The sequence below is a fragment of the Pseudomonas sp. RT4P38 genome (assembly GCF_054897765.1).
This window is the reverse complement of record NZ_CM142703.1, coordinates 6580864-6599176: the sequence shown is the minus strand read 5'-3', so window position 1 is coordinate 6599176 and position 18313 is coordinate 6580864. Positions and strand designations below refer to the sequence as shown.

General features: G+C 59.0%; 15 protein-coding genes and 3 pseudogenes. 12 read left to right on the top strand and 6 right to left on the bottom strand.

From position 1 onward, the window contains the following. Nucleotides 1-29 precede the first annotated feature (29 nt). Nucleotides 30-245, top strand: coding sequence for a TOBE domain-containing protein (locus tag ACYZT7_RS30780; protein ID WP_007942473.1), 216 nt, complete (start codon nt 30-32; stop codon nt 243-245). Nucleotides 246-257: 12 nt separating this feature from the next. On the opposite strand, the gene ACYZT7_RS30775 is transcribed toward ACYZT7_RS30780, so the two are convergent. Both ACYZT7_RS30775 and ACYZT7_RS30770 read right to left on the bottom strand, forming a co-directional pair. Next, nucleotides 258-893 carry a TetR/AcrR family transcriptional regulator gene (locus ACYZT7_RS30775; RefSeq protein WP_462039394.1) on the bottom strand — a complete coding sequence of 212 codons (636 nt, stop codon included), beginning with the start codon at nt 891-893 and terminating at the stop codon, nt 258-260. A gap of 255 nt (nt 894-1148) precedes the next feature. Next, entirely contained in the window at nt 1149-2525 is a 1377-nt protein-coding gene (locus ACYZT7_RS30770; RefSeq protein WP_282376101.1) for a glutamine synthetase family protein, read from the bottom strand. Nucleotides 2526-2803: 278 nt separating this feature from the next. On the opposite strand from ACYZT7_RS30770, the pseudogene ACYZT7_RS30765 reads away from it, so the two are divergent. From ACYZT7_RS30765 to ACYZT7_RS30730, 8 genes and pseudogenes are all read left to right on the top strand, one after another. Then, nucleotides 2804-3121: pseudogene (locus ACYZT7_RS30765) on the top strand (gamma-glutamyl-gamma-aminobutyrate hydrolase family protein); the annotation flags it as partial. A 100-nt stretch (nt 3122-3221) separates the two neighbouring features. Next, complete coding sequence (locus ACYZT7_RS30760) at nt 3222-4580, top strand: glutamine synthetase family protein (RefSeq protein ID WP_462039393.1); 1359 nt, start codon at nt 3222-3224, stop codon at nt 4578-4580. Between the two features lie 57 nt (nt 4581-4637). Next, nucleotides 4638-6002, top strand: coding sequence for an aspartate aminotransferase family protein (locus tag ACYZT7_RS30755; RefSeq protein ID WP_462039392.1), 1365 nt, complete (start codon nt 4638-4640; stop codon nt 6000-6002). Nucleotides 6003-6199: 197 nt separating this feature from the next. Next, the gene (locus ACYZT7_RS30750) at nt 6200-7297 is read left to right on the top strand and encodes a polyamine ABC transporter substrate-binding protein (RefSeq protein WP_462041889.1); all 1098 of its coding nucleotides are present in this window, start codon (nt 6200-6202) and stop codon (nt 7295-7297) included. A 239-nt stretch (nt 7298-7536) separates the two neighbouring features. Beyond that, a complete protein-coding gene (locus ACYZT7_RS30745; protein ID WP_462039391.1) occupies nt 7537-8634 on the top strand; it encodes a polyamine ABC transporter substrate-binding protein in 1098 nt (365 codons plus the stop codon). Between the two features lie 73 nt (nt 8635-8707). Beyond that, nucleotides 8708-9850, top strand: coding sequence for an ABC transporter ATP-binding protein (locus ACYZT7_RS30740; protein ID WP_462037357.1), 1143 nt, complete (start codon nt 8708-8710; stop codon nt 9848-9850). 35 nt (nt 9851-9885) lie between these two features. Further along, a complete protein-coding gene (locus ACYZT7_RS30735; RefSeq protein ID WP_462041804.1) occupies nt 9886-10767 on the top strand; it encodes an ABC transporter permease subunit in 882 nt (293 codons plus the stop codon). Beyond that, the gene (locus ACYZT7_RS30730; protein ID WP_462039390.1) at nt 10764-11654 is read left to right on the top strand and encodes an ABC transporter permease subunit; all 891 of its coding nucleotides are present in this window, start codon (nt 10764-10766) and stop codon (nt 11652-11654) included. The genes ACYZT7_RS30735 and ACYZT7_RS30730 overlap by 4 nt, the downstream gene beginning before the upstream one ends. Before the next feature lie 61 nt (nt 11655-11715). On the opposite strand, the pseudogene ACYZT7_RS30725 reads toward ACYZT7_RS30730, so the two are convergent. Continuing rightward, a pseudogene (locus ACYZT7_RS30725) lies at nt 11716-11961 on the bottom strand (phosphohydrolase); the annotation flags it as partial. Nucleotides 11962-12079: 118 nt separating this feature from the next. Between ACYZT7_RS30725 and ACYZT7_RS30720 the strand changes: the two are divergent. Further along, a pseudogene (locus ACYZT7_RS30720) lies at nt 12080-12419 on the top strand (AraC family transcriptional regulator); the annotation flags it as partial. A gap of 141 nt (nt 12420-12560) precedes the next feature. Here the strand turns inward: ACYZT7_RS30720 and ACYZT7_RS30715 are convergent. Both ACYZT7_RS30715 and ACYZT7_RS30710 read right to left on the bottom strand, forming a co-directional pair. Continuing rightward, the gene (locus ACYZT7_RS30715) at nt 12561-14960 is read right to left on the bottom strand and encodes a penicillin acylase family protein (RefSeq protein WP_462039389.1); all 2400 of its coding nucleotides are present in this window, start codon (nt 14958-14960) and stop codon (nt 12561-12563) included. Between the two features lie 112 nt (nt 14961-15072). Next, on the bottom strand, nt 15073-15654 hold the full coding sequence (locus ACYZT7_RS30710) for a DUF6436 domain-containing protein (protein WP_462039388.1): 582 nt from the start codon (nt 15652-15654) through the stop codon (nt 15073-15075). Between the two features lie 97 nt (nt 15655-15751). Between ACYZT7_RS30710 and bipL the strand changes: the two genes are divergently transcribed. Continuing rightward, nucleotides 15752-16699, top strand: a complete 948-nt coding sequence (bipL, locus tag ACYZT7_RS30705) for a phospholipase BipL (RefSeq protein ID WP_462039387.1) — start codon at nt 15752-15754, stop codon at nt 16697-16699. A 120-nt stretch (nt 16700-16819) separates the two neighbouring features. Here the strand turns inward: bipL and ACYZT7_RS30700 are convergent, their stop codons facing one another. Then, nucleotides 16820-17572: a DUF2059 domain-containing protein gene (locus ACYZT7_RS30700; RefSeq protein WP_449646073.1), complete on the bottom strand. Its 753-nt coding sequence runs from the start codon at nt 17570-17572 to the stop codon at nt 16820-16822. Between the two features lie 108 nt (nt 17573-17680). On the opposite strand from ACYZT7_RS30700, the gene ACYZT7_RS30695 reads away from it, so the two are divergent. Further along, nucleotides 17681-18313, top strand: coding sequence for a 2OG-Fe(II) oxygenase (locus ACYZT7_RS30695; RefSeq protein ID WP_462039386.1), 633 nt, complete (start codon nt 17681-17683; stop codon nt 18311-18313).

The window sequence follows — 18313 nt, the reverse complement described above, 5'->3', positions numbered from 1 at the left end:
AGCCTTATCCAACGACAGGAATCAACATCATGACTATCAAGGCCATCAACGTTCGCAACCAGTTCAAAGGCGCCATCAAGGAAATCGTACTCGGTGACGTGCTGTCGGAAATCGACGTACAGACCGCTTCCGGCATCGTCACCTCGGTGATCACCACGCGCTCGGTGAAAGAGCTGGAACTGGTGGTCGGCAGCGAAGTGATCGCGTTCGTGAAATCCACCGAGGTGTCGATCGCCAAGTTGTAAGCGCGGGAACGATCAGAGCGCGGGCCGTTTGTGCAAATACGGCGGCAAATACAGACCCAGATAGGCGTCGAATACCCGCATGCCTTCTTCGGCCATGCGCGGGGTGATCTGTCCGTGTTGTTGCACCGAGCGCGCATAGACGCGGTCGCCGAGCTCCATGGCCAGGGCAAACACATCGACGTCGGTCGGTAGCGTCGGCAGCTCGAAGTGATGGTCGAAGAGTTTGTGCATCAGATCGCCGAGTTCGATGTCGTGCTGACGGTCGGCCTGGGTGACCTCGGTCAAACCGTGCTGGGCAAGAATGAGCTGGCGGGCGGCGGCGTCCTCGCTGTAGATCGCGAGCATGCGTTGCTCCACCAGTCGCGAGAGATCGCGCCAGCCGTTCAGGGCGTTGTGGTCGATGGGCGCTTGCAGGCAGGCACGGAACGCCGCGTGGACGTCAGCCGTCAGGGCTTCGAGCAGCGCCGGGACGCTGGCAAAGAAGTGGTAGACGGAGGAGGGCGGGATCTCCGCGCGTTCGGCGACACTGTAGATCGACAGGCTGGCCACGCCCTCGGCAGCCAGCAGCGTGCGGGCGGCATCGAGTATCGAATCGATCCGGGCCTGGCTGCGTGCGCGGGGTTTGCGTGGGGTGGCGAGTCGGGTCATTGGTGTCTCCTGCAGGGCAGCGGGCATTGTACGAGCAGGCATCTATGTTGTCTGCCCGGCCGCCATCGTCGGAACGCCGCCCGGAGCAAGCTCGCTCCCACAGGGGATCTTCTGTGTACACAAAATTTAGTTTCACTGGAGATCTACTGTGGGAGCGAGCTTGCTCGCGATGAATCCACCGCGGTCCTACTCAATGAGCCCATAAAAAAACGCCGCAAGCTGTGAGGCCTGCGGCGTTGTTTTTACTGCAACCGCTTAAACGGTATGCAGGTACCAGTTGTACTCAAGGTCGGAGATGGAGTGTTCGAACTCCTCCAGCTCGCTCTCTTTACACGCGACGAAGATATCGATGTATTTCGGATCGATGTACTTGGCCATGACTTCGCTGTCGTCCAGCTCGCGCAATGCATCGCGCAGGTTGTTCGGCAAGCTTTGCTCGTTCTGCTCGTAGGAATTGCCTTCCACGGGTGCGCCTGGCTCGATCTTGTTGGTCAGACCGTGGTGCACGCCTGCCAGGACCGAAGCCATCAGCAGGTACGGGTTGGCATCGGCGCCGGCAACGCGGTGTTCCAGACGGACCGCGTCGGCGGAACCGGTCGGCACACGCACCGCAACAGTACGGTTGTCCAGACCCCAGCACGGTGCATTCGGCACGTAGAACTGTGCGCCGAAACGACGGTAGGAGTTGACGTTCGGGCAGAGGAAAGCCATCTGCGCCGGTAGGGTCTCGAGCACACCGCCGATCGCGTGACGCAGTGCGGCGTTCTGCTCGGGATCCTCACTGGCAAAAATGTTTTTGCCGTCTTTATCAAGAATCGAGATGTGGACGTGTAGACCATTACCCGCCTGGCCTGGATAAGGCTTGGCCATGAAGGTGGTATCCATTTCATGGTCGTAGGCGATGTTTTTGATCAGACGCTTGAGCAGAACCGCGTAGTCGCAGGCCTTGATCGGGTCGGCCACGTGGTGCAGGTTCACTTCGAACTGCGCCGGGGCACTTTCCTTGACGATCGCGTCGGCAGGAATGCCTTGCTCTTTCGCACCTTCCAGAATGTCCTGGAGGCAGTCGACGTATTCGTCGAGGTCGTCGATCAGGTAGACCTGTGTCGAGTGCGGGCGTTTGCCGGACACTGGCGAGCGTGGCGGTTGCGGACGACCGTTCACGTTCTCCTGGTCGATCAGGTAGAACTCCAGTTCGAACGCGGCGCAGATGGTCAGGCCCATCTCGTCGAACTTGCGCACGACATTGGCCAGCACTTCTCGCGGGTCGGCAAAGAACGGCTGGCCTTCCAGTTCGTGCATGGTCATCAACAGTTGCGCGGTAGGGCGTTTCTGCCAAGGCTCATTACACAGGGTGTCAGGGATTGGATAGCAGATTCGGTCAGCATCGCCGATGTCCAGGCCCAGACCGGTGCTTTCGACCGTCGAGCCATTGATATCCAGAGCAAATAGAGAGGCCGGCAGGTTGATGCCTTTCTCGTAAACCTTGTGGAGACTGGTGCGTTCAATGCGCTTGCCGCGCACCACACCATTCATATCCGCAATCAGAAGGTCAACGTACAGAACCTCAGGATGTTCCTTAAGGAACGCGTTCGCTTCGTTAAGCTGAACGGCACGCGGGGGTACCGACATGATGCAACACCTTTGTTGTTAAAAATATCAATCATTGATCTCTTCGGGTTTCAGTCAACCCGAACGGCATGCCGAAGTCAAGCGAGGCCTTTTTTGCCCTAAAAAAGCGCCCGTAGGGCTTTTTTGAGGCAGTTTGGAGCGTTTTTATGCCTTTGAGCGCTTTGGCGCCCGCAGGCTTGAGCGGGCCGTGTTGTATTTTTTACGGGGGTGTTGTGTAAAAAAATGAACAAGGCTAAGCTCGATTCAAACCCATAACAGCAATAATACCGGGGTGCTTCATGTCTCGCCTGCCGTTAATCGGCGTCACCATCTGCTCTAGGCAGATAGGTCTGCATGCTTACCACATCAGTGGCGATCGTTGCGTTCACGCTGGGGCCTTCATCGCCAAAGGCGTGCCGTTGACTCTTCCTTCCCCGGCGGTTCTGCTGGCCCCGTCCGATATTCTGGACGGCCTGGATTGCATTCTCTTTACTCGCTCTCCTTCCAATATAGAACCGTTTCACTGTAGCGGCCCAGCCAATGCGTCAGGTCCTGCTCATGATTCTGCACGTACCACTATGCTCTCGTTGACCCGCGCCACTACCCGGGCGGGTATTTGTGCGCGGCAATTGCAGTGGCAATCTGTATCACGCGACGCCGATGCGTCAAACAACGCCTGACTTATAAGAGTCAGGAAACCAAGCCTAAGAGGCATTTATGAGTAACAACCTCGACCAGCTCACCGATTGGTTGAAAGACCACAAGATCACAGAAGTCGAATGCATGGTTGGCGACTTGACGGGTATCACCCGGGGCAAGATCTCGCCGACCAACAAGTTCATTGCCGAAAAAGGCATGCGCCTGCCCGAGAGCGTTCTGTTGCAGACCGTGACCGGCGACTATGTCGAAGACGACATCTATTACGAACTGCTCGACCCGGCCGACATCGACATGATCTGCCGCCCGGACTCGAATGCGGTGTTCCTGGTGCCGTGGGCCATCGAGCCCACCGCTCAGGTGATCCATGACACCTACGACAAGCAAGGCAACCCGATCGAGCTGTCGCCGCGCAACGTGCTCAAGAAGGTGCTGAAACTCTATTCCGACAAGGGCTGGCAGCCGATCGTGGCGCCAGAAATGGAGTTCTACCTGACCAAGCGCTGCGAAGATCCGGACTTCCCGCTGCAACCGCCGGTTGGCCGTTCCGGTCGCCCGGAAACCGGTCGCCAGTCCTTCTCGATTGAAGCGGCGAACGAATTCGATCCGCTGTTCGAAGACGTCTACGACTGGTGCGAATTGCAGGAGCTGGACCTCGACACGCTGATCCACGAGGACGGCACGGCGCAGATGGAAATCAACTTCCGTCACGGTGATGCCCTGTCCCTGGCCGACCAGATCCTGGTGTTCAAGCGCACCATGCGCGAAGCCGCGCTCAAGCACAACGTGGCGGCCACTTTCATGGCCAAACCCATGACTGGCGAGCCGGGCAGTGCGATGCACTTGCACCAGAGCATCATCGACATCGAGACCGGCAAGAACGTCTTCTCCAACGAAGACGGGAGCATGAGCCAGTTGTTCCTGAATCACATCGGTGGTTTGCAGAAACTGATCCCCGAGCTGTTGCCGCTGTTCGCGCCTAACGTCAACTCGTTCCGCCGCTTCCTGCCGGACACCTCGGCACCGGTGAACGTGGAGTGGGGCGAAGAGAACCGCACCGTGGGCCTGCGGGTTCCGGATGCAGGGCCGCAAAACCGTCGGGTGGAAAACCGCCTGCCGGGCGCCGACGCCAACCCGTACCTGGCGATTGCCGCGAGCCTGCTCTGCGGTTACATCGGCATGGTCGAAGGCTTGAACCCGAGTGCGCCGGTGGTGGGTCGTGGCTATGAACGCCGCAACCTGCGCCTGCCACTGACCATCGAAGACGCGCTGGAACGCATGGAACACAGCGCGACTATCGAGAAATACCTGGGCAAGAAATTCATCACTGGCTACGTCGCGGTCAAGCGGGCCGAGCATGAAAACTTCAAGCGCGTGATCAGTTCGTGGGAGCGGGAATTCCTGCTCTTCGCCGTCTGATGCGCCGGGCGCCGCTGATATTGGCGGCGCTTTCACTGAAATCTTAGGAGAATTCGCATGACCAGCAACAACCCGCAAACCCGTGAATGGCAAACCCTGAGCAACGATCACCACCTGGCCCCGTTCAGCGACTTCAAGCAGCTGAAAGAGAAAGGCCCGCGGATCATCACCAGCGCCAAGGGCGTTTACCTCTGGGACAGCGAAGGCAACAAGATCCTCGACGGCATGGCCGGCCTGTGGTGCGTGGCGATCGGCTACGGTCGCGATGAACTGGCCGATGCCGCCAGCAAACAAATGCGCGAACTGCCTTACTACAACCTGTTCTTCCAGACGGCTCACCCGCCGGTGCTGGAACTGGCCAAGGCCATCTCCGACATCGCGCCACAAGGCATGAACCACGTGTTCTTCACCGGTTCCGGCTCTGAAGGCAACGACACCATGCTGCGTATGGTTCGTCACTACTGGGCGATCAAGGGCCAGCCGAAGAAGAAAGTCATCATCAGCCGCAAGAACGGCTATCACGGTTCCACCGTGGCCGGCGCGAGCCTGGGTGGCATGACCTACATGCACGAACAAGGCGACTTGCCGATCCCGGGCATCGTCCACATCGCGCAGCCGTACTGGTTTGCTGAAGGCGGCGAGATGACACCGGAAGAGTTCGGTATCTGGGCGGCCAATCAGCTGGAAGAGAAGATTCTGGAAGTCGGCGTGGACAACGTCGGTGCCTTTATCGCCGAGCCGATCCAGGGCGCCGGCGGCGTGATCATTCCGCCAGACACCTACTGGCCGCGCATCAAGGAAATCCTCGCCAAGTACGACATCCTGTTCGTGGCTGACGAAGTGATCTGTGGTTTCGGCCGTACCGGTGAGTGGTTCGGTAGCGATTTCTACGACCTCAGACCCGACATGATGACCATCGCCAAGGGCCTGACGTCCGGCTACATCCCTATGGGTGGCCTGATCGTGCGTGACGAAGTGGTTGCGGTGCTCAGCGAAGGTGGCGATTTCAACCACGGCTTCACCTATTCCGGGCACCCGGTGGCTGCTGCGGTGGCACTGGAAAACATCCGCATCCTGCGCGAAGAAAAAATTATCGAGCGCGTTCATGCAGAAACGGCACCCTATTTGCAGAGTCGCCTACGAGAACTGAACGATCATCCCCTGGTGGGGGAAGTGCGTGGGGTGGGGCTGCTGGGGGCGATCGAACTGGTGCAGGACAAGGGCACGCGCAAGCGTTACGAAGGCAAGGGCGCTGGCATGATTTGCCGTACGTTCTGCTTCGAAAACGGCCTGATCATGCGCGCTGTCGGCGATACCATGATCATTGCTCCACCACTGGTGATTACACCGGCAGAAATCGATGAGTTGATGACCAAGGCACGCAAGTGTCTGGACCTGACCCTGAGTGCGTTGCAGGGCTAAGTGCTAGGCTCTGAGCGGGGTGCGAAGTTTGCATTTCGCTCAGCGCAAACAAAGGATGGGTCTTTCCTTGAAAGCCTGCCTCGGATCTTGCCAGACTACCGGTTGTTTTAGTTGCCCAGGAATAGGCCGCTGGCTCTTGGTTAACAAGCACGTGGTTAAAAAGAAAAATTGGAGCATTACCCATGAAGGCATTAGGTATGAAGATAGCTGGCAAGACCCTCCTCGCCATGTCCCTGATGGGCGTGATGGCGGGCGCAGTTCAGGCGGACGACAAGGTTCTTCACGTGTACAACTGGTCCGATTACATCGCACCGGATACCGTCAAGAAGTTCGAAGCCGAGTCGGGGATCAAGGTTGTTTACGACGTATTCGACAGTAACGAAACCCTCGAAGCCAAGTTGTTGGCAGGCAAATCCGGCTACGACATTGTCGTGCCGTCGAACAACTTCCTGGCCAAGCAGATCAAGGCGGGTGTTTACCAGAAGCTCGACAAGTCCAAGCTGCCTAACTGGAAGAACCTGAACCCTGACCTGCTTAAAGCAGTATCGGTCAGTGACCCGGGCAACGAACACGCGTTCCCGTACATGTGGGGTTCGATCGGTATCGGCTTCAACGCCGAGAAGGTCAAGGCTGCACTGGGTGCCGATGCGCCAACCAATTCCTGGGACCTGCTGTTCAAACCTGAAAACGCCGCGAAGTTGAAGTCGTGCGGTATCAGTTTCCTCGATTCGCCAACCGAGATGATTCCGGTGGCGTTGCACTACCTGGGTTATCCAACCGACAGCCAGGACAAAAAACAACTGGCCGAAGCCGAAGCACTGTTCCTGAAGATTCGTCCTTCGGTGGGCTACTTCCACTCGTCCAAGTACATCTCTGACCTGGCTAACGGTAACATCTGCGTCGCTGTCGGTTACTCGGGCGACATCTACCAGGCCAAGTCCCGCGCGGCTGAGGCTGGTGACAAGGTGAAAGTCAGCTACAACATTCCGAAAGAAGGTGCGGGCAGTTTCTACGACATGGTCGCCATCCCTAAAGATGCCGAAAACGTCGAAGGCGCCTACAAGTTCATGACCTTCCTGCAGAAGCCGGAAATCATGGCCGAAATCACCAACGCCGTACGCTTCCCGAACGGAAACGCGGCCGCCACCGCATTGGTCGATAAAGACATCACCGCCGACCCAGGCATCTACCCGCCAGCGGACGTGCTGGCCAAGCTGTACGCGATTGCCGACTTGCCGGCCGCGACCCAGCGGATCATGACCCGCAGCTGGACCAAGATTAAATCCGGTAAATAAGTAAAACCCTGTAGCAGCTGCCGAAGGCTGCGTTGAGGTCCGAAGGACCTCCGCTTTTCGACAGCACAACGGCTTCGCAGTTGAACGCCGCCTTCGGCAGCTGCTACAGGTCTCTGCATAAAAGTTTTGCTGGAACGGTTTTTCGAGGGTAAGTTGCGCGCCGGTTTTGTTGCCAGGCAGCCATGGCTGTCATGTAACGCTGGGCAACTTGGGCCCAACTAAATTTAGAGGACCTCCACGTGCCTATTTTTTCTTTGTTGCGCAATGCACTGCTGGTCGGCGCCGGACTGACACTTGCCGTTAGTGTTCAGGCCGCTGGCACTGTGCATATTTATAACTGGTCGGACTACATCGGTTCGACGACCCTGGCAGACTTCCAGAAAGAGACCGGCATCAAACCGGTGTATGACGTTTTCGACTCTAACGAAACCCTGGAAGGCAAGTTGCTGGCCGGGCGTACCGGTTATGACGTGGTCGTGCCGTCCAACCACTTCCTTGGCAAGCAGATCAAGGCGGGCGCTTTCCAGAAGCTCGACAAGTCGAAACTGACTAACTACGCCAACCTCGACCCGGTGCTGCTCAAGCGCCTGGAGCAAAACGATCCGGGTAACCAGTACGCCGTGCCGTACCTGTGGGGCACCAATGGCATCGGTTACAACGTCGACAAGGTCAAGGCTGTGCTGGGTCTCGACAAGATCGATTCTTGGGATGTGGTGTTCGAACCGGAAAACATCAAGAAACTGCACAGCTGCGGCGTGGCGTTCCTCGACTCTGCCGATGAAATGATGCCCACAGTCCTCAACTACATGGGCCTGAACGCCAACAGCACCAACCCCGAAGACTACAAAAAGGCCGAAGCCAAGTTGCTGGCGGTGCGGCCTTACGTGACCTATTTCCACTCGTCCAAATACATCGCGGACCTGGCCAACGGCGATATCTGCGTGGCGATCGGTTTTTCCGGCGACATGTTCCAGGCCAAGGCCCGCGCGGCTGAAGCTGGCAAAGGCATGAACATCGCCTACTCGATTCCCAAAGAGGGCGGCGCGCTCTGGTTCGACATGCTGGCGATCCCCAAGGATGCGGCCAACGTCAAGGAAGCCCATGCCTTCATCAACTATTTGCTGAAACCCGAGGTGATCGCCCAGGTCAGTGATTCCGTGGGTTACGCCAACCCTAACCCAGGGTCGGACACACTGATGGAACAGTCCATTCGCACCGACGAATCGGTTTATCCACCGCAAGCAGTCCTCGACAAGACTTACGTGTCTATCGAGTTACCACCAAACATTCAACGTTTGATGACCCGCAGCTGGACCAAGGTCAAGTCGGGTAAATAGCTTCAAGGCTCAAACTATCCAAGGTTGGCTCACCTTGAGCGAACTGCACTCTTTTTTTTTGGGAGTTTCGTAAATGGCAGTTGCCTCCGGCGCCTATAAGAAAGCCCTCGAGGGCGACCAGTCACCTAAACAGGTGTTGGTCAAAATCGACCGGGTCACGAAGAAGTTCGACGAGACGATTGCCGTGGACGACGTGTCCCTGGAAATCAGGAAAGGCGAGATTTTCGCCCTGCTCGGCGGTTCGGGATCGGGCAAATCCACGTTGCTGCGCATGCTCGCAGGCTTCGAACGGCCCACGGAGGGGCGCATTTTCCTCGATGGTGTCGACATCACGGACATGCCGCCGTACGAGCGGCCGATCAACATGATGTTCCAGTCCTACGCCTTGTTCCCGCACATGACCGTGGCGCAGAACATCGCCTTCGGCCTCAAGCAGGACAAGCTTTCCGGCGCAGAAATCGATGCTCGCGTAGCCGACATGCTCAAACTGGTGCAGATGAGCCAGTACGCCAAGCGCAAGCCGCATCAATTGTCCGGTGGTCAGCGTCAGCGTGTGGCCCTGGCGCGTTCTTTGGCCAAGCGACCGAAGCTGCTGCTGCTCGATGAACCGATGGGTGCGCTGGACAAGAAGCTGCGTTCGCAAATGCAGCTGGAGCTGGTCGAGATCATCGAGCGGGTCGGCGTAACCTGCGTCATGGTGACCCACGACCAGGAAGAGGCCATGACCATGGCCGAGCGTATCGCGATCATGCACCTGGGCTGGATCGCCCAGATCGGCAGCCCGATCGACATCTACGAAACCCCGACCAGCCGTCTGGTCTGCGAGTTCATCGGCAACGTCAACATCTTCGACGGTGAAGTGGTGGACGACGCCGAAGGCCATGCGACCATCACCTGCAAGGACCTGGACCGTCAGATTTATGTGGGCCACGGCATCAGCACCTCGGTGCAGGATAAATCGGTCACCTACGCGATCCGTCCGGAAAAACTGCTGGTCACGGTCGACATGCCGACCTGCGAGTACAACTGGTCCAGTGGCAAGGTGCATGACATCGCCTACCTCGGCGGTCACTCGGTGTTCCACGTCGAGCTGCCGAGCGGCAAGATCGTCCAGTCCTTCGTTGCCAACGCCGAACGCCGTGGCGCGCGTCCGACCTGGGGTGACCAGGTTTACGTGTGGTGGGAAGACGACAGCGGCGTGGTACTTCGCTCATGAACATGCGCAAATTCAAACGCCGCCTCAACCGAATAATTCCCGGTGGCCGTCAGTTGGTCATCGGGGTTCCGTTCATCTGGTTGTTCCTGTTCTTCATGTTGCCGTTCTTCATCGTCTTGAAGATCAGCTTCGCCGAAGCCGACGTCGCCATTCCGCCGTACACCGAGATCTACAGCTACATCGACCAAAAGGTGCAGTTGCTGCTTAATCTGAGCAACTACGCGATGCTGGCCGGCGACGAGTTGTACATCGCCGCTTACCTTGGCTCGTTGAAAATGGCGCTGATCAGCACCATCCTCTGTTTGCTGATCGGCTACCCGATGGCCTACGCCATCGCCAGTGCCCGCAAAGAGATGCAAACGGTGCTGGTGCTGCTGATCATGATGCCGACCTGGACTGCGATCCTGATCCGCGTCTACGCGTGGATGGGCATCCTCAGCAACAACGGCCTGCTCAATGGTTTCCTGATGACGATGGGCTGGATCGATGAACCGCTGCAGATCCTCAATACCAACCTCGCGGTCTATATTGGGGTCGTTTACTCCTATCTGCCGTTCATGATCCTGCCGCTCTACGCCAACCTGGTGAAGCACGACAACAGCCTGCTGGAAGCTGCATCCGACCTGGGTTCGAGCACCTTCAACAGCTTCTGGAAGATCACCATTCCGCTGTCCAAGAACGGCATCATCGCCGGCTGCATGCTGGTGTTCATCCCGGTCGTGGGTGAGTTCGTGATCCCGGAACTGCTCGGCGGCCCGGAAACCCTGATGATCGGTAAAGTGCTCTGGCAAGAATTCTTCAACAACCGCGACTGGCCGGTGGCATCTGCCCTGGCAGTGGTGATGTTGCTGATCCTGATTGTGCCAATCATCCTGTTCAACCGTAGTCAGGCCAAAGAAATGGAGGGCAAGGAATGAAGCGCTTCCGTTTCTCAAGTTTCATGCTGGTAGCGGGTTTGCTGTTCATCTACGCGCCGATGCTGATCCTGGTGATCTACTCGTTCAACGCCTCGAAACTGGTGACGGTGTGGGGTGGCTGGTCGATCAAGTGGTACGTCGGGTTGATGGACAACACCCAGCTGATGGGCTCGGTGGTGCGCTCGCTGGAAATCGCCTGCTACACGGCGGTGGCGGCGGTGGCGCTGGGTACGTTGGCGGCGTTCGTCCTGACCCGTATCACCCACTTCAAGGGACGCACGCTGTTCGGTGGCTTGGTTACCGCGCCGCTGGTGATGCCCGAAGTGATCACTGGTCTGTCGCTGTTGCTGCTGTTCGTGGCGATGGCGCAGATGATCGGTTGGCCACAGGAGCGGGGCATCATCACCATCTGGATCGCCCACACCACGTTCTGTGCGGCGTATGTGGCGGTGGTGGTGTCGGCGCGCTTGCGTGAGCTGGACCTGTCCATCGAAGAAGCGGCCATGGACCTCGGTGCGCGGCCATGGAAGGTGTTCTTCCTGATCACCATCCCGATGATCGCGCCATCCTTGGGGGCCGGCGGCATGATGTCCTTCGCCCTGTCCCTGGATGACCTGGTGTTGGCGAGCTTCGTGTCCGGCCCGGGTTCGACGACCCTGCCGATGGAAGTGTTCTCGGCGGTGCGTCTGGGCGTGAAACCCGAGATCAACGCCGTGGCCAGCCTGATTCTGCTGGCGGTGTCGTTTATGACGTTCCTGGTCTGGTTCTTCAGCCGCCGTGCCGAAGAAGCGCGCAAGCGTGCGATTCAGCAGGCGATCGAAGAAGGTGCTGCCGACTCCTGGAAACAACCGGACGCTCGTCGCGCCCCGGCGCCGGAAGCGGCTTAAAATCGGTCGTACAAAAAACCTCACTCCCTGAAAAGGCAGTGAGGTTTTTTTTATGTGTGCTTCAGGAAACCCACAGCGATTTGCGGATGATCTCGACGAAGTTCATCGGCTTGAAGCCTGGCTCGCTGTCGACCAGCACATCAGCGTTTACAGTGCCGAACGTAGAGTCCGGTCGGTGTTTGAAGCCATTGGCGAACGCACACAGGATGCACTCCTTGAACCCTTCGCCACGCGGGTGGGCGTGCACCACTTCTTCGCGGTGCGCACTGGGGAACGCCGCGTAATCGATGCCCAACACATCCATTTCGGACAGACTGAACCCATCAACGCCGCCACGGCGTTCCCCACGAGGACAGCACCATGAGCAGCACCATCGCCGGTATCAAAGTTTCTGACAGCGTTGGCCATTCACCCGAAACCGGACGGCAAAACGATTGGTGGTGTTCACTCAGCGCTCCGGCGGGCAGTCACAGTTCAGCCCATTCCTCGCGCCACACGCCGAACCCACTTCTGCCGTGGCACTGGCGCAGCTCTACGTGTTGGCCAACCTGACGGGTGATTTGACGATTGCCGACCTGGCCAACGCCGCCAACATGAGTGCCCGCAACTGCAGCGCGGGTGCTGCTTGAAAGCACGCATTCACCGCTTAAAACCGTGGCTTATCAGTGCGGGTTTCGCGATGCCCAGCACATGCGCAGTGTATTCAACCGCAGGCTGGGGGTGACGCCGCAGCAGTTCAGGCTGAGTTTTGCGGCGATGGTTTGAGCTGAACTTTTTGTCGCTTGTCAGGGCCTCATCGCGAGCAAGCTCGCTCCCACAATTGACCGAGTTGTTAAGACGGACGCGGTCAAAATGTGGGAGCGAGCTTGCTCGCGATGGCGGCAGAACAGCCGATGAGATTTCGATCTACTGCGCCGACCGCGCCGGCAACAGCTTCAACGTGCTCCGCGTATTGGCCGTGACTTCTTCTTCATTGAGATGCGCCTGGTAGTAGACCCCTTCGATAAACGCCTCAGCCTGGTCGTCATAGTGGCTGTCGAACAGCACGCCGCTCTGGCCGACCGGGTTGATGGTCAGGCTGTGGGCGGGGTCGGCGAAGTCGATCAGGCGGCGGGTCGACGGACCATACGTCACTGGCCATGGCGCCGGACCGATTTTCGCCGAAAGGTTGTTCGGCACTTCGTGAGTACCTGGCGCCGCGAACGGGCCGACATTGAAGAGACGGTCCAGCGGCTTTTGCTGCCCCAGCGGATGGCCATGCGTCAGCGTGTGCGCCTTGCCCCACTGCCATTGTGCGAAATCGGCGCCGAGGGTGGTCTTGAGGTGAGCGATGCTCGCTTGCCACGCAACCTTGACCGTATCGGCGCGGGTTTCCTTGCCGAGGGTGTTGCGGTTGTCCCACCACGGCGAATCGGGGGTCGCGGCCAGTCGCGGTAATGCCGCATCAATCACCCGGGTCGACAGCAATGTTTCGAAGAAGTCATTGCCCAGCTCATCGTGCATCGTCGCGTCAGCCAGGTTGAACAGGAGCTGGTTGAACAGCGTGGCGCTGGTGGAATCGAGCGGGTAGTCGCCTTTCCACTGGGTCAGTTGCTCAACCAGTTTGAGCTCGGCGGGGTCACTCACTACTTCACGCAATACCGGCAGCAACGGCGCCAACACGCGAGGGCCGTAGGCAGTGGTGGTGCCCAGTTGCAGCTTCTGGCTGGCGTCCAGATCCCATTTGATTGTTTTGTCGCTGAGCTGGCGATTAAGCTGCTGACCTCGATCGGCCAGGTTGTAGTAACCGGGAATCTCCATGCCGGTCGGCGACACCGGCTGGAAGTTGGCCGAGACGATGTAACCGCGTGCCGGGTTCTCTTCCTGTGGGTTGGCGCTGAACGGGTAGAAGCCTTCCTTGTCAGTTTCAGCGGTGCTGCCGTCGAGGATGAACCCCGGACGCACACCCGCCGGACGTTTTGGCAATTGCGCTGCTGCCCACCAGCCGATGTCGCCCTTGGCGTTGGCCCAGACGATGTTCAGACCCGGCGCCTGAATCTTCGCCGCGGCACTGCGCGCCTTGGCCAGGGTGTCGGCGCGGTTGAGCTGGTAGAAGCCTTCAAGGATCGGATTCTGACTTTCTAGAAACCCCCACCACATGGCGATCGGTGTTTTGCCGACGCTGCTGCCCAGCGCATCGTTGACGATCGGACCGTGGGGCGACTGGCGCAGCACCAGTGTCACCGGCGCCTGGCCCTTGACCGCGATCTGCTGTTCGCTGGTCACCATGTCCACCCACTTGCCGCGATACCAGACCTGATTGGGGTTGTCGGGGTTGACCTTCTCGGCGATCAGATCGAGGTCATCGTTCTGGAACATGGTGATGCTCCAGCCGAAATCGCGGTTCAGCCCGAGGGAGGCGAACGGCATCAACGCCTGATAGTGGCCGTAGAGCTCAAAGCCCGGCGCCGAGAGGTGCGCTTCATACCACACCGACGGCGCGGAAAAGCGGATATGCGGGTCGCCGGCCAACAGCGGTTTGCCGCTTTTGGTTTGGCCTCCAGAGACGACCCAGGCGTTGCTGCCCTCGAACTGCGGCAAGCCGTTGTCGGCGAGTGCCTGTTCGCTAAGGCGGGCGAGGGTGTTGAGGTCTTTCCAGTCGATACTGGCCAGGGGCGGCGTGCTGCCGTTGAGTACACCTTTGGGCTGCCAGTCGAGATCGAAGATGTTCAGGTAGTTGGCGCCCAACTGATCGCGCACGAAGGTCAGCAACGGTTCGGTGCGAAACGCCGCGGCAAAACTGTAGGCCATGTAGCCGGCGATGCTGATGGTGTCCTGAGCAGTGAACGGGCGTTTGGGGATGCCCAGAACGTCAAACTCTGCGGGTTTTGGATGGCTGTCTTGATACTGGTTAATGCCGTCCAGATAGGCTTGCAGGGCGATAAAGGTCGGCGACTGTTTGTCCAGATTCGCCAGGTAGGTTTCGGCGCGTTCGCGAATGCGCAGGCTGCGCATCAACTTGTCAGTGTCGAGCAGTTTCGGGCCGAGCATCTCGGCCAGCTCTCCGCGGGCGAGGCGGCGCAGGACTTCCATCTGAAATAGCCGGTCCTGGGCGTGCACGTACCCGAGGGCGCGGTACAGGTCGGTTTCGTTCTCAGCGCGGATGTGCGGGATGCCGCGCTCGTCGTAGCGCACGGTGACCGAACCTTGCAGGTGTTGCAGCTCCACCATGCCCTGGCGTGTCGGCTGCTTGCTGTAGACATACCAACCTGCACCTGCGGCGAGCGCGACAATCAGCAGGGCGAGAACGGTCAGGCTACGTTTCATGGTGATTCCTTGTTGTTATAAGTGGCAGCAGATCCCTGGCGGCACTGTTTAACACGACCTGCCGCATCGGCCCATCACCCGTAGGAGGGATTCTTGTTTGCCTTGTTTGTCCCTACTTCGTTGCATCGACCGGCCACGGGCAGTAACAACCCACCGCCAGCGTGTGCGTGGCATTCACCGCGCGCCCTTCGTTCAACGCTTGCAGAATCGGCTCGATAAAGCTGTTACTCGAATTGCAGGTCAGGCCTTCGCTGTACGGGCCGAAATACGCCAGTTTGCCGCTGAGATCCCAGATCGCCACGGCCGGGCTGGCGGGGATCTGTTCGGAACCAGGGAGGACGGCGATGCTTTTCAGGCGGCTTAAAGTGCTCGGCAACTGACCGTGGCTGCCAGGCTTTTGTACCGCATAAAACTCCACGCCTTGCGGTACATAATGCTCAACCAGTTCGCTCAGGTGCTGTTGGTTACCCACATTGCACGGGCAGGCCGGGTCCCAGAAGTGCACGAGGCGGATGGCACCGGGGCCGGCGAGATGATCGGGCAGGCGCAGCGGGTCACCGGAGAACACCGCGGTATGCTCGCTGAACGCTCGCAGGTAGCGGTCCTGAAACCAGTCGTAAGCAACCCACAGCACCCCGGCACACACGAGGGCGAGCAGGCTGGCAAGCAGTGTGGCGCGGTAGGGCGAACGCATGGGTTTCAATCCTCGAAGGTCGGCTAGCTTGCCATGCTTGCCGCGACAGATGAATATCGCAGGCCCATAAAGTCCGTTTCGCGTTTTGGAATTGCTCATGTCTGCCACTTTCGATCCCGATCATCTGCGTGCCAGCCTGCGGCCACTGGCCGACAGGCAGCCGCTGTCGGTGGAAGCGCTGGCTTACCAGCGGTTCTACGGGCTGGATTTTGCGGGGCGTAATGTGCGCAGTAGCCTTGGGCGTTTCGAGGTCGATGGTTATGAAGTGGTCAGCCAGGTCTGGTGGCCCGAGCGGGCGAAGGGGACGCTGTTTTTATTCCACGGCTTTTACGATCACGCCGGGCTTTACCGGCATGTGATCGAGTGGGCGCTGGATCAGGATTTTGCGGTGATTGCCTGCGATTTGCCGGGGCATGGGCTGTCCAGTGGTGAACGGGCGAGCATCAAGGATTTCGCCGAGTATCAGGACACGCTGCAAGGATTGTTCGCCGAGGCGTTGTCCCTTGATCTGCCGCAGCCGTGGCACCTGTGCGGGCAAAGCACTGGCGGCGCGATCGTGATCGATCATGTGCTCAATCAGGGCGCCAGCAGTCCGGCCCAGGGCCAGGTAATCCTGTTGTCACCGCTGGTGAGGCCGCGGGCCTGGGGTTGGTCGCTGCTCAGCTATTACCTGCTCAAGCCTTTCGTCAAAGCCATCGCCCGGCGCTTCAGCGAAAACTCCAACGACCCGGATTTTTTGCCCTTCCTGCAAACCGATCCATTGCAGCCGCTACGCTTGCCGACCGCCTGGGTCGGTGCGTTGGCGTGCTGGATCAAACGCATCGAAGCCGCACCGAGCAGTCCGCGGCGACCGTTGATTGTTCAGGGGCAGGCGGACATGACCGTGGATTGGGAGCATAACCTTGAAGTATTGCGGGGCAAGTTCGATCGGCCGCAGGTGCTGATGTTGCCGCAGGCTCGACATCATTTGGCGAATGAGACGTTGGCGATGCGAGGGGAGTATTTCGGGTTTTTGACGAAGCGGATTAAGGGGCGGAATCTTTAGCGGTAGAAAGGGCCTCATCGCGAGCAAGCTCGCTCCCACATTCGACCGTGCTTTCCCGGACAACTCGGTTAACTGTGGGAGCGAGCTTGCTCGCGATAGCGATCTATCAGGCGCCAAAGATTACTGGGTGAGGCTCGGCGTACTCTGCCCCACCGCCAGGCCCGCCCGAATCGCCGCCAGTGCTGCCTGATAGTAAGCCTTGCCTTCGTCAGACTCGGCAAACGTGGCGAACTCTTCCAGTTCGTTATCCGACAGGTCGCGATAGACATACAACAGTGTGTTGTTCAGATCGCTGCCTATCTGGTCCATCAAGCGCTGACGCTGACCGTTCAACATGCCTTGAGCCTGACCACCGCCGAGCAGGCCGGGGATCATCGAACTGAGGCTGTCGGCCGCGACACCGGCAATCGCCAGGCTGACTTCAGCGCCGGCCTCGCGAGCGGGCAGGGCCTGAGCCAGATGGCCGATGATCAACAGGCGGCTGTCGCTGGCCTGGATCTTGGGTAAACCCTTGGCGTTTTTTGCCAGTTGATCACGACGGGTCGCGAGCAGTTCGGCGGCGACGATTTTCTTGCCCAAGGGCGATTGAAAGAACGCCAGCGCGGGTTTCGGATCGGCAAGGGTCTTGCGCAATTGCGCTTCGGCGCGCTGGTCCACGGCCTGGGGGGCAAAGCGCTGATTGCTGTTATTCACCAACGCCTGGAAAACGGCCGGTGGCAGGCTGTTCTGATACCGCTGCTGAGCGGCCGAGAGAGCGTCGTTGAAATGCGCGCGTTGTTCTGGCCAACCGGCGACCTTGTACAACTGGTCGTGGCCGTCTGCCCAAGCAGGCATAACGCAGAACATCAGCATTGAGAAAAGCAAACGGCGCATAGGGACTCCTGTCAGCAGGCGACTATTCTCCGTGTGGCATTCGTCCTTGTCGAGAATTCGTATCAAGCCGCTGCGCGGCTCTGTCGGATTTCCGGGCACAGGAATACTATGCGCGCCATGCAAGTACCCTCTGATCACCCGCTGCTGTTACGTATCGTCGACGACTTGGCTGAACACGGCTGGTCGCAGCAGAATATTTTCCTGCCCAAGGCTCTGACCCTGGAACTGGCGGCTGAGTGCCGTAAACGTGCTGCCGAGGGCGAATTGACCCCGGCCGCCGTGGGGCGCGGGCCGACAACCGAAATTCGCGAGGGGATTCGCGGCGACCATATCCAGTGGATCGAGCCCGGCCAGGCCGATGCTTGCGACAACTATCTGGAGTTGATGGACAGCCTGCGCGAGACGATGAATCGCGGTTTGTTTCTGGGCCTGGAAGATTTCGAAAGCCATTTCGCCCTGTACCCGCCCGGCGCTTTCTACCTCAAGCATGTCGACCGTTTTCGTGATGATGACCGGCGCATGGTGTCGGCGGTGGTTTACCTCAATGACGCCTGGCTGCCCGAGCACGGCGGCCAGTTGCGCATGTACCTCGATGAAAGCGTCGAATACGATGTAGTCCCTACCGGCGGATGCCTGGTGGTGTTCCTGTCGGGCGAGGTGCCCCACGAAGTCCTGCCCGCGACCCGAGATCGCCTGTCGTTGACCGGCTGGTTCCGGCGTCGAGGTAACGAGCCGTTCTGA

Coding starts and splice junctions, on each gene's coding strand:
- ACYZT7_RS30780 (WP_007942473.1), top strand. CDS start 30: ATGACTATCAAGGCCATCAACGTTCGCAACCAGTTCAAAGGCGCCATC.
- ACYZT7_RS30775 (WP_462039394.1), bottom strand. CDS start 893: ATGACCCGACTCGCCACCCCACGCAAACCCCGCGCACGCAGCCAGGCC.
- ACYZT7_RS30770 (WP_282376101.1), bottom strand. CDS start 2,525: ATGTCGGTACCCCCGCGTGCCGTTCAGCTTAACGAAGCGAACGCGTTC.
- ACYZT7_RS30760 (WP_462039393.1), top strand. CDS start 3,222: ATGAGTAACAACCTCGACCAGCTCACCGATTGGTTGAAAGACCACAAG.
- ACYZT7_RS30755 (WP_462039392.1), top strand. CDS start 4,638: ATGACCAGCAACAACCCGCAAACCCGTGAATGGCAAACCCTGAGCAAC.
- ACYZT7_RS30750 (WP_462041889.1), top strand. CDS start 6,200: ATGAAGATAGCTGGCAAGACCCTCCTCGCCATGTCCCTGATGGGCGTG.
- ACYZT7_RS30740 (WP_462037357.1), top strand. CDS start 8,708: ATGGCAGTTGCCTCCGGCGCCTATAAGAAAGCCCTCGAGGGCGACCAG.
- ACYZT7_RS30730 (WP_462039390.1), top strand. CDS start 10,764: ATGAAGCGCTTCCGTTTCTCAAGTTTCATGCTGGTAGCGGGTTTGCTG.
- ACYZT7_RS30715 (WP_462039389.1), bottom strand. CDS start 14,960: ATGAAACGTAGCCTGACCGTTCTCGCCCTGCTGATTGTCGCGCTCGCC.
- ACYZT7_RS30710 (WP_462039388.1), bottom strand. CDS start 15,654: ATGCGTTCGCCCTACCGCGCCACACTGCTTGCCAGCCTGCTCGCCCTC.
- bipL (WP_462039387.1), top strand. CDS start 15,752: ATGTCTGCCACTTTCGATCCCGATCATCTGCGTGCCAGCCTGCGGCCA.
- ACYZT7_RS30700 (WP_449646073.1), bottom strand. CDS start 17,572: ATGCGCCGTTTGCTTTTCTCAATGCTGATGTTCTGCGTTATGCCTGCT.
- ACYZT7_RS30695 (WP_462039386.1), top strand. CDS start 17,681: ATGCGCGCCATGCAAGTACCCTCTGATCACCCGCTGCTGTTACGTATC.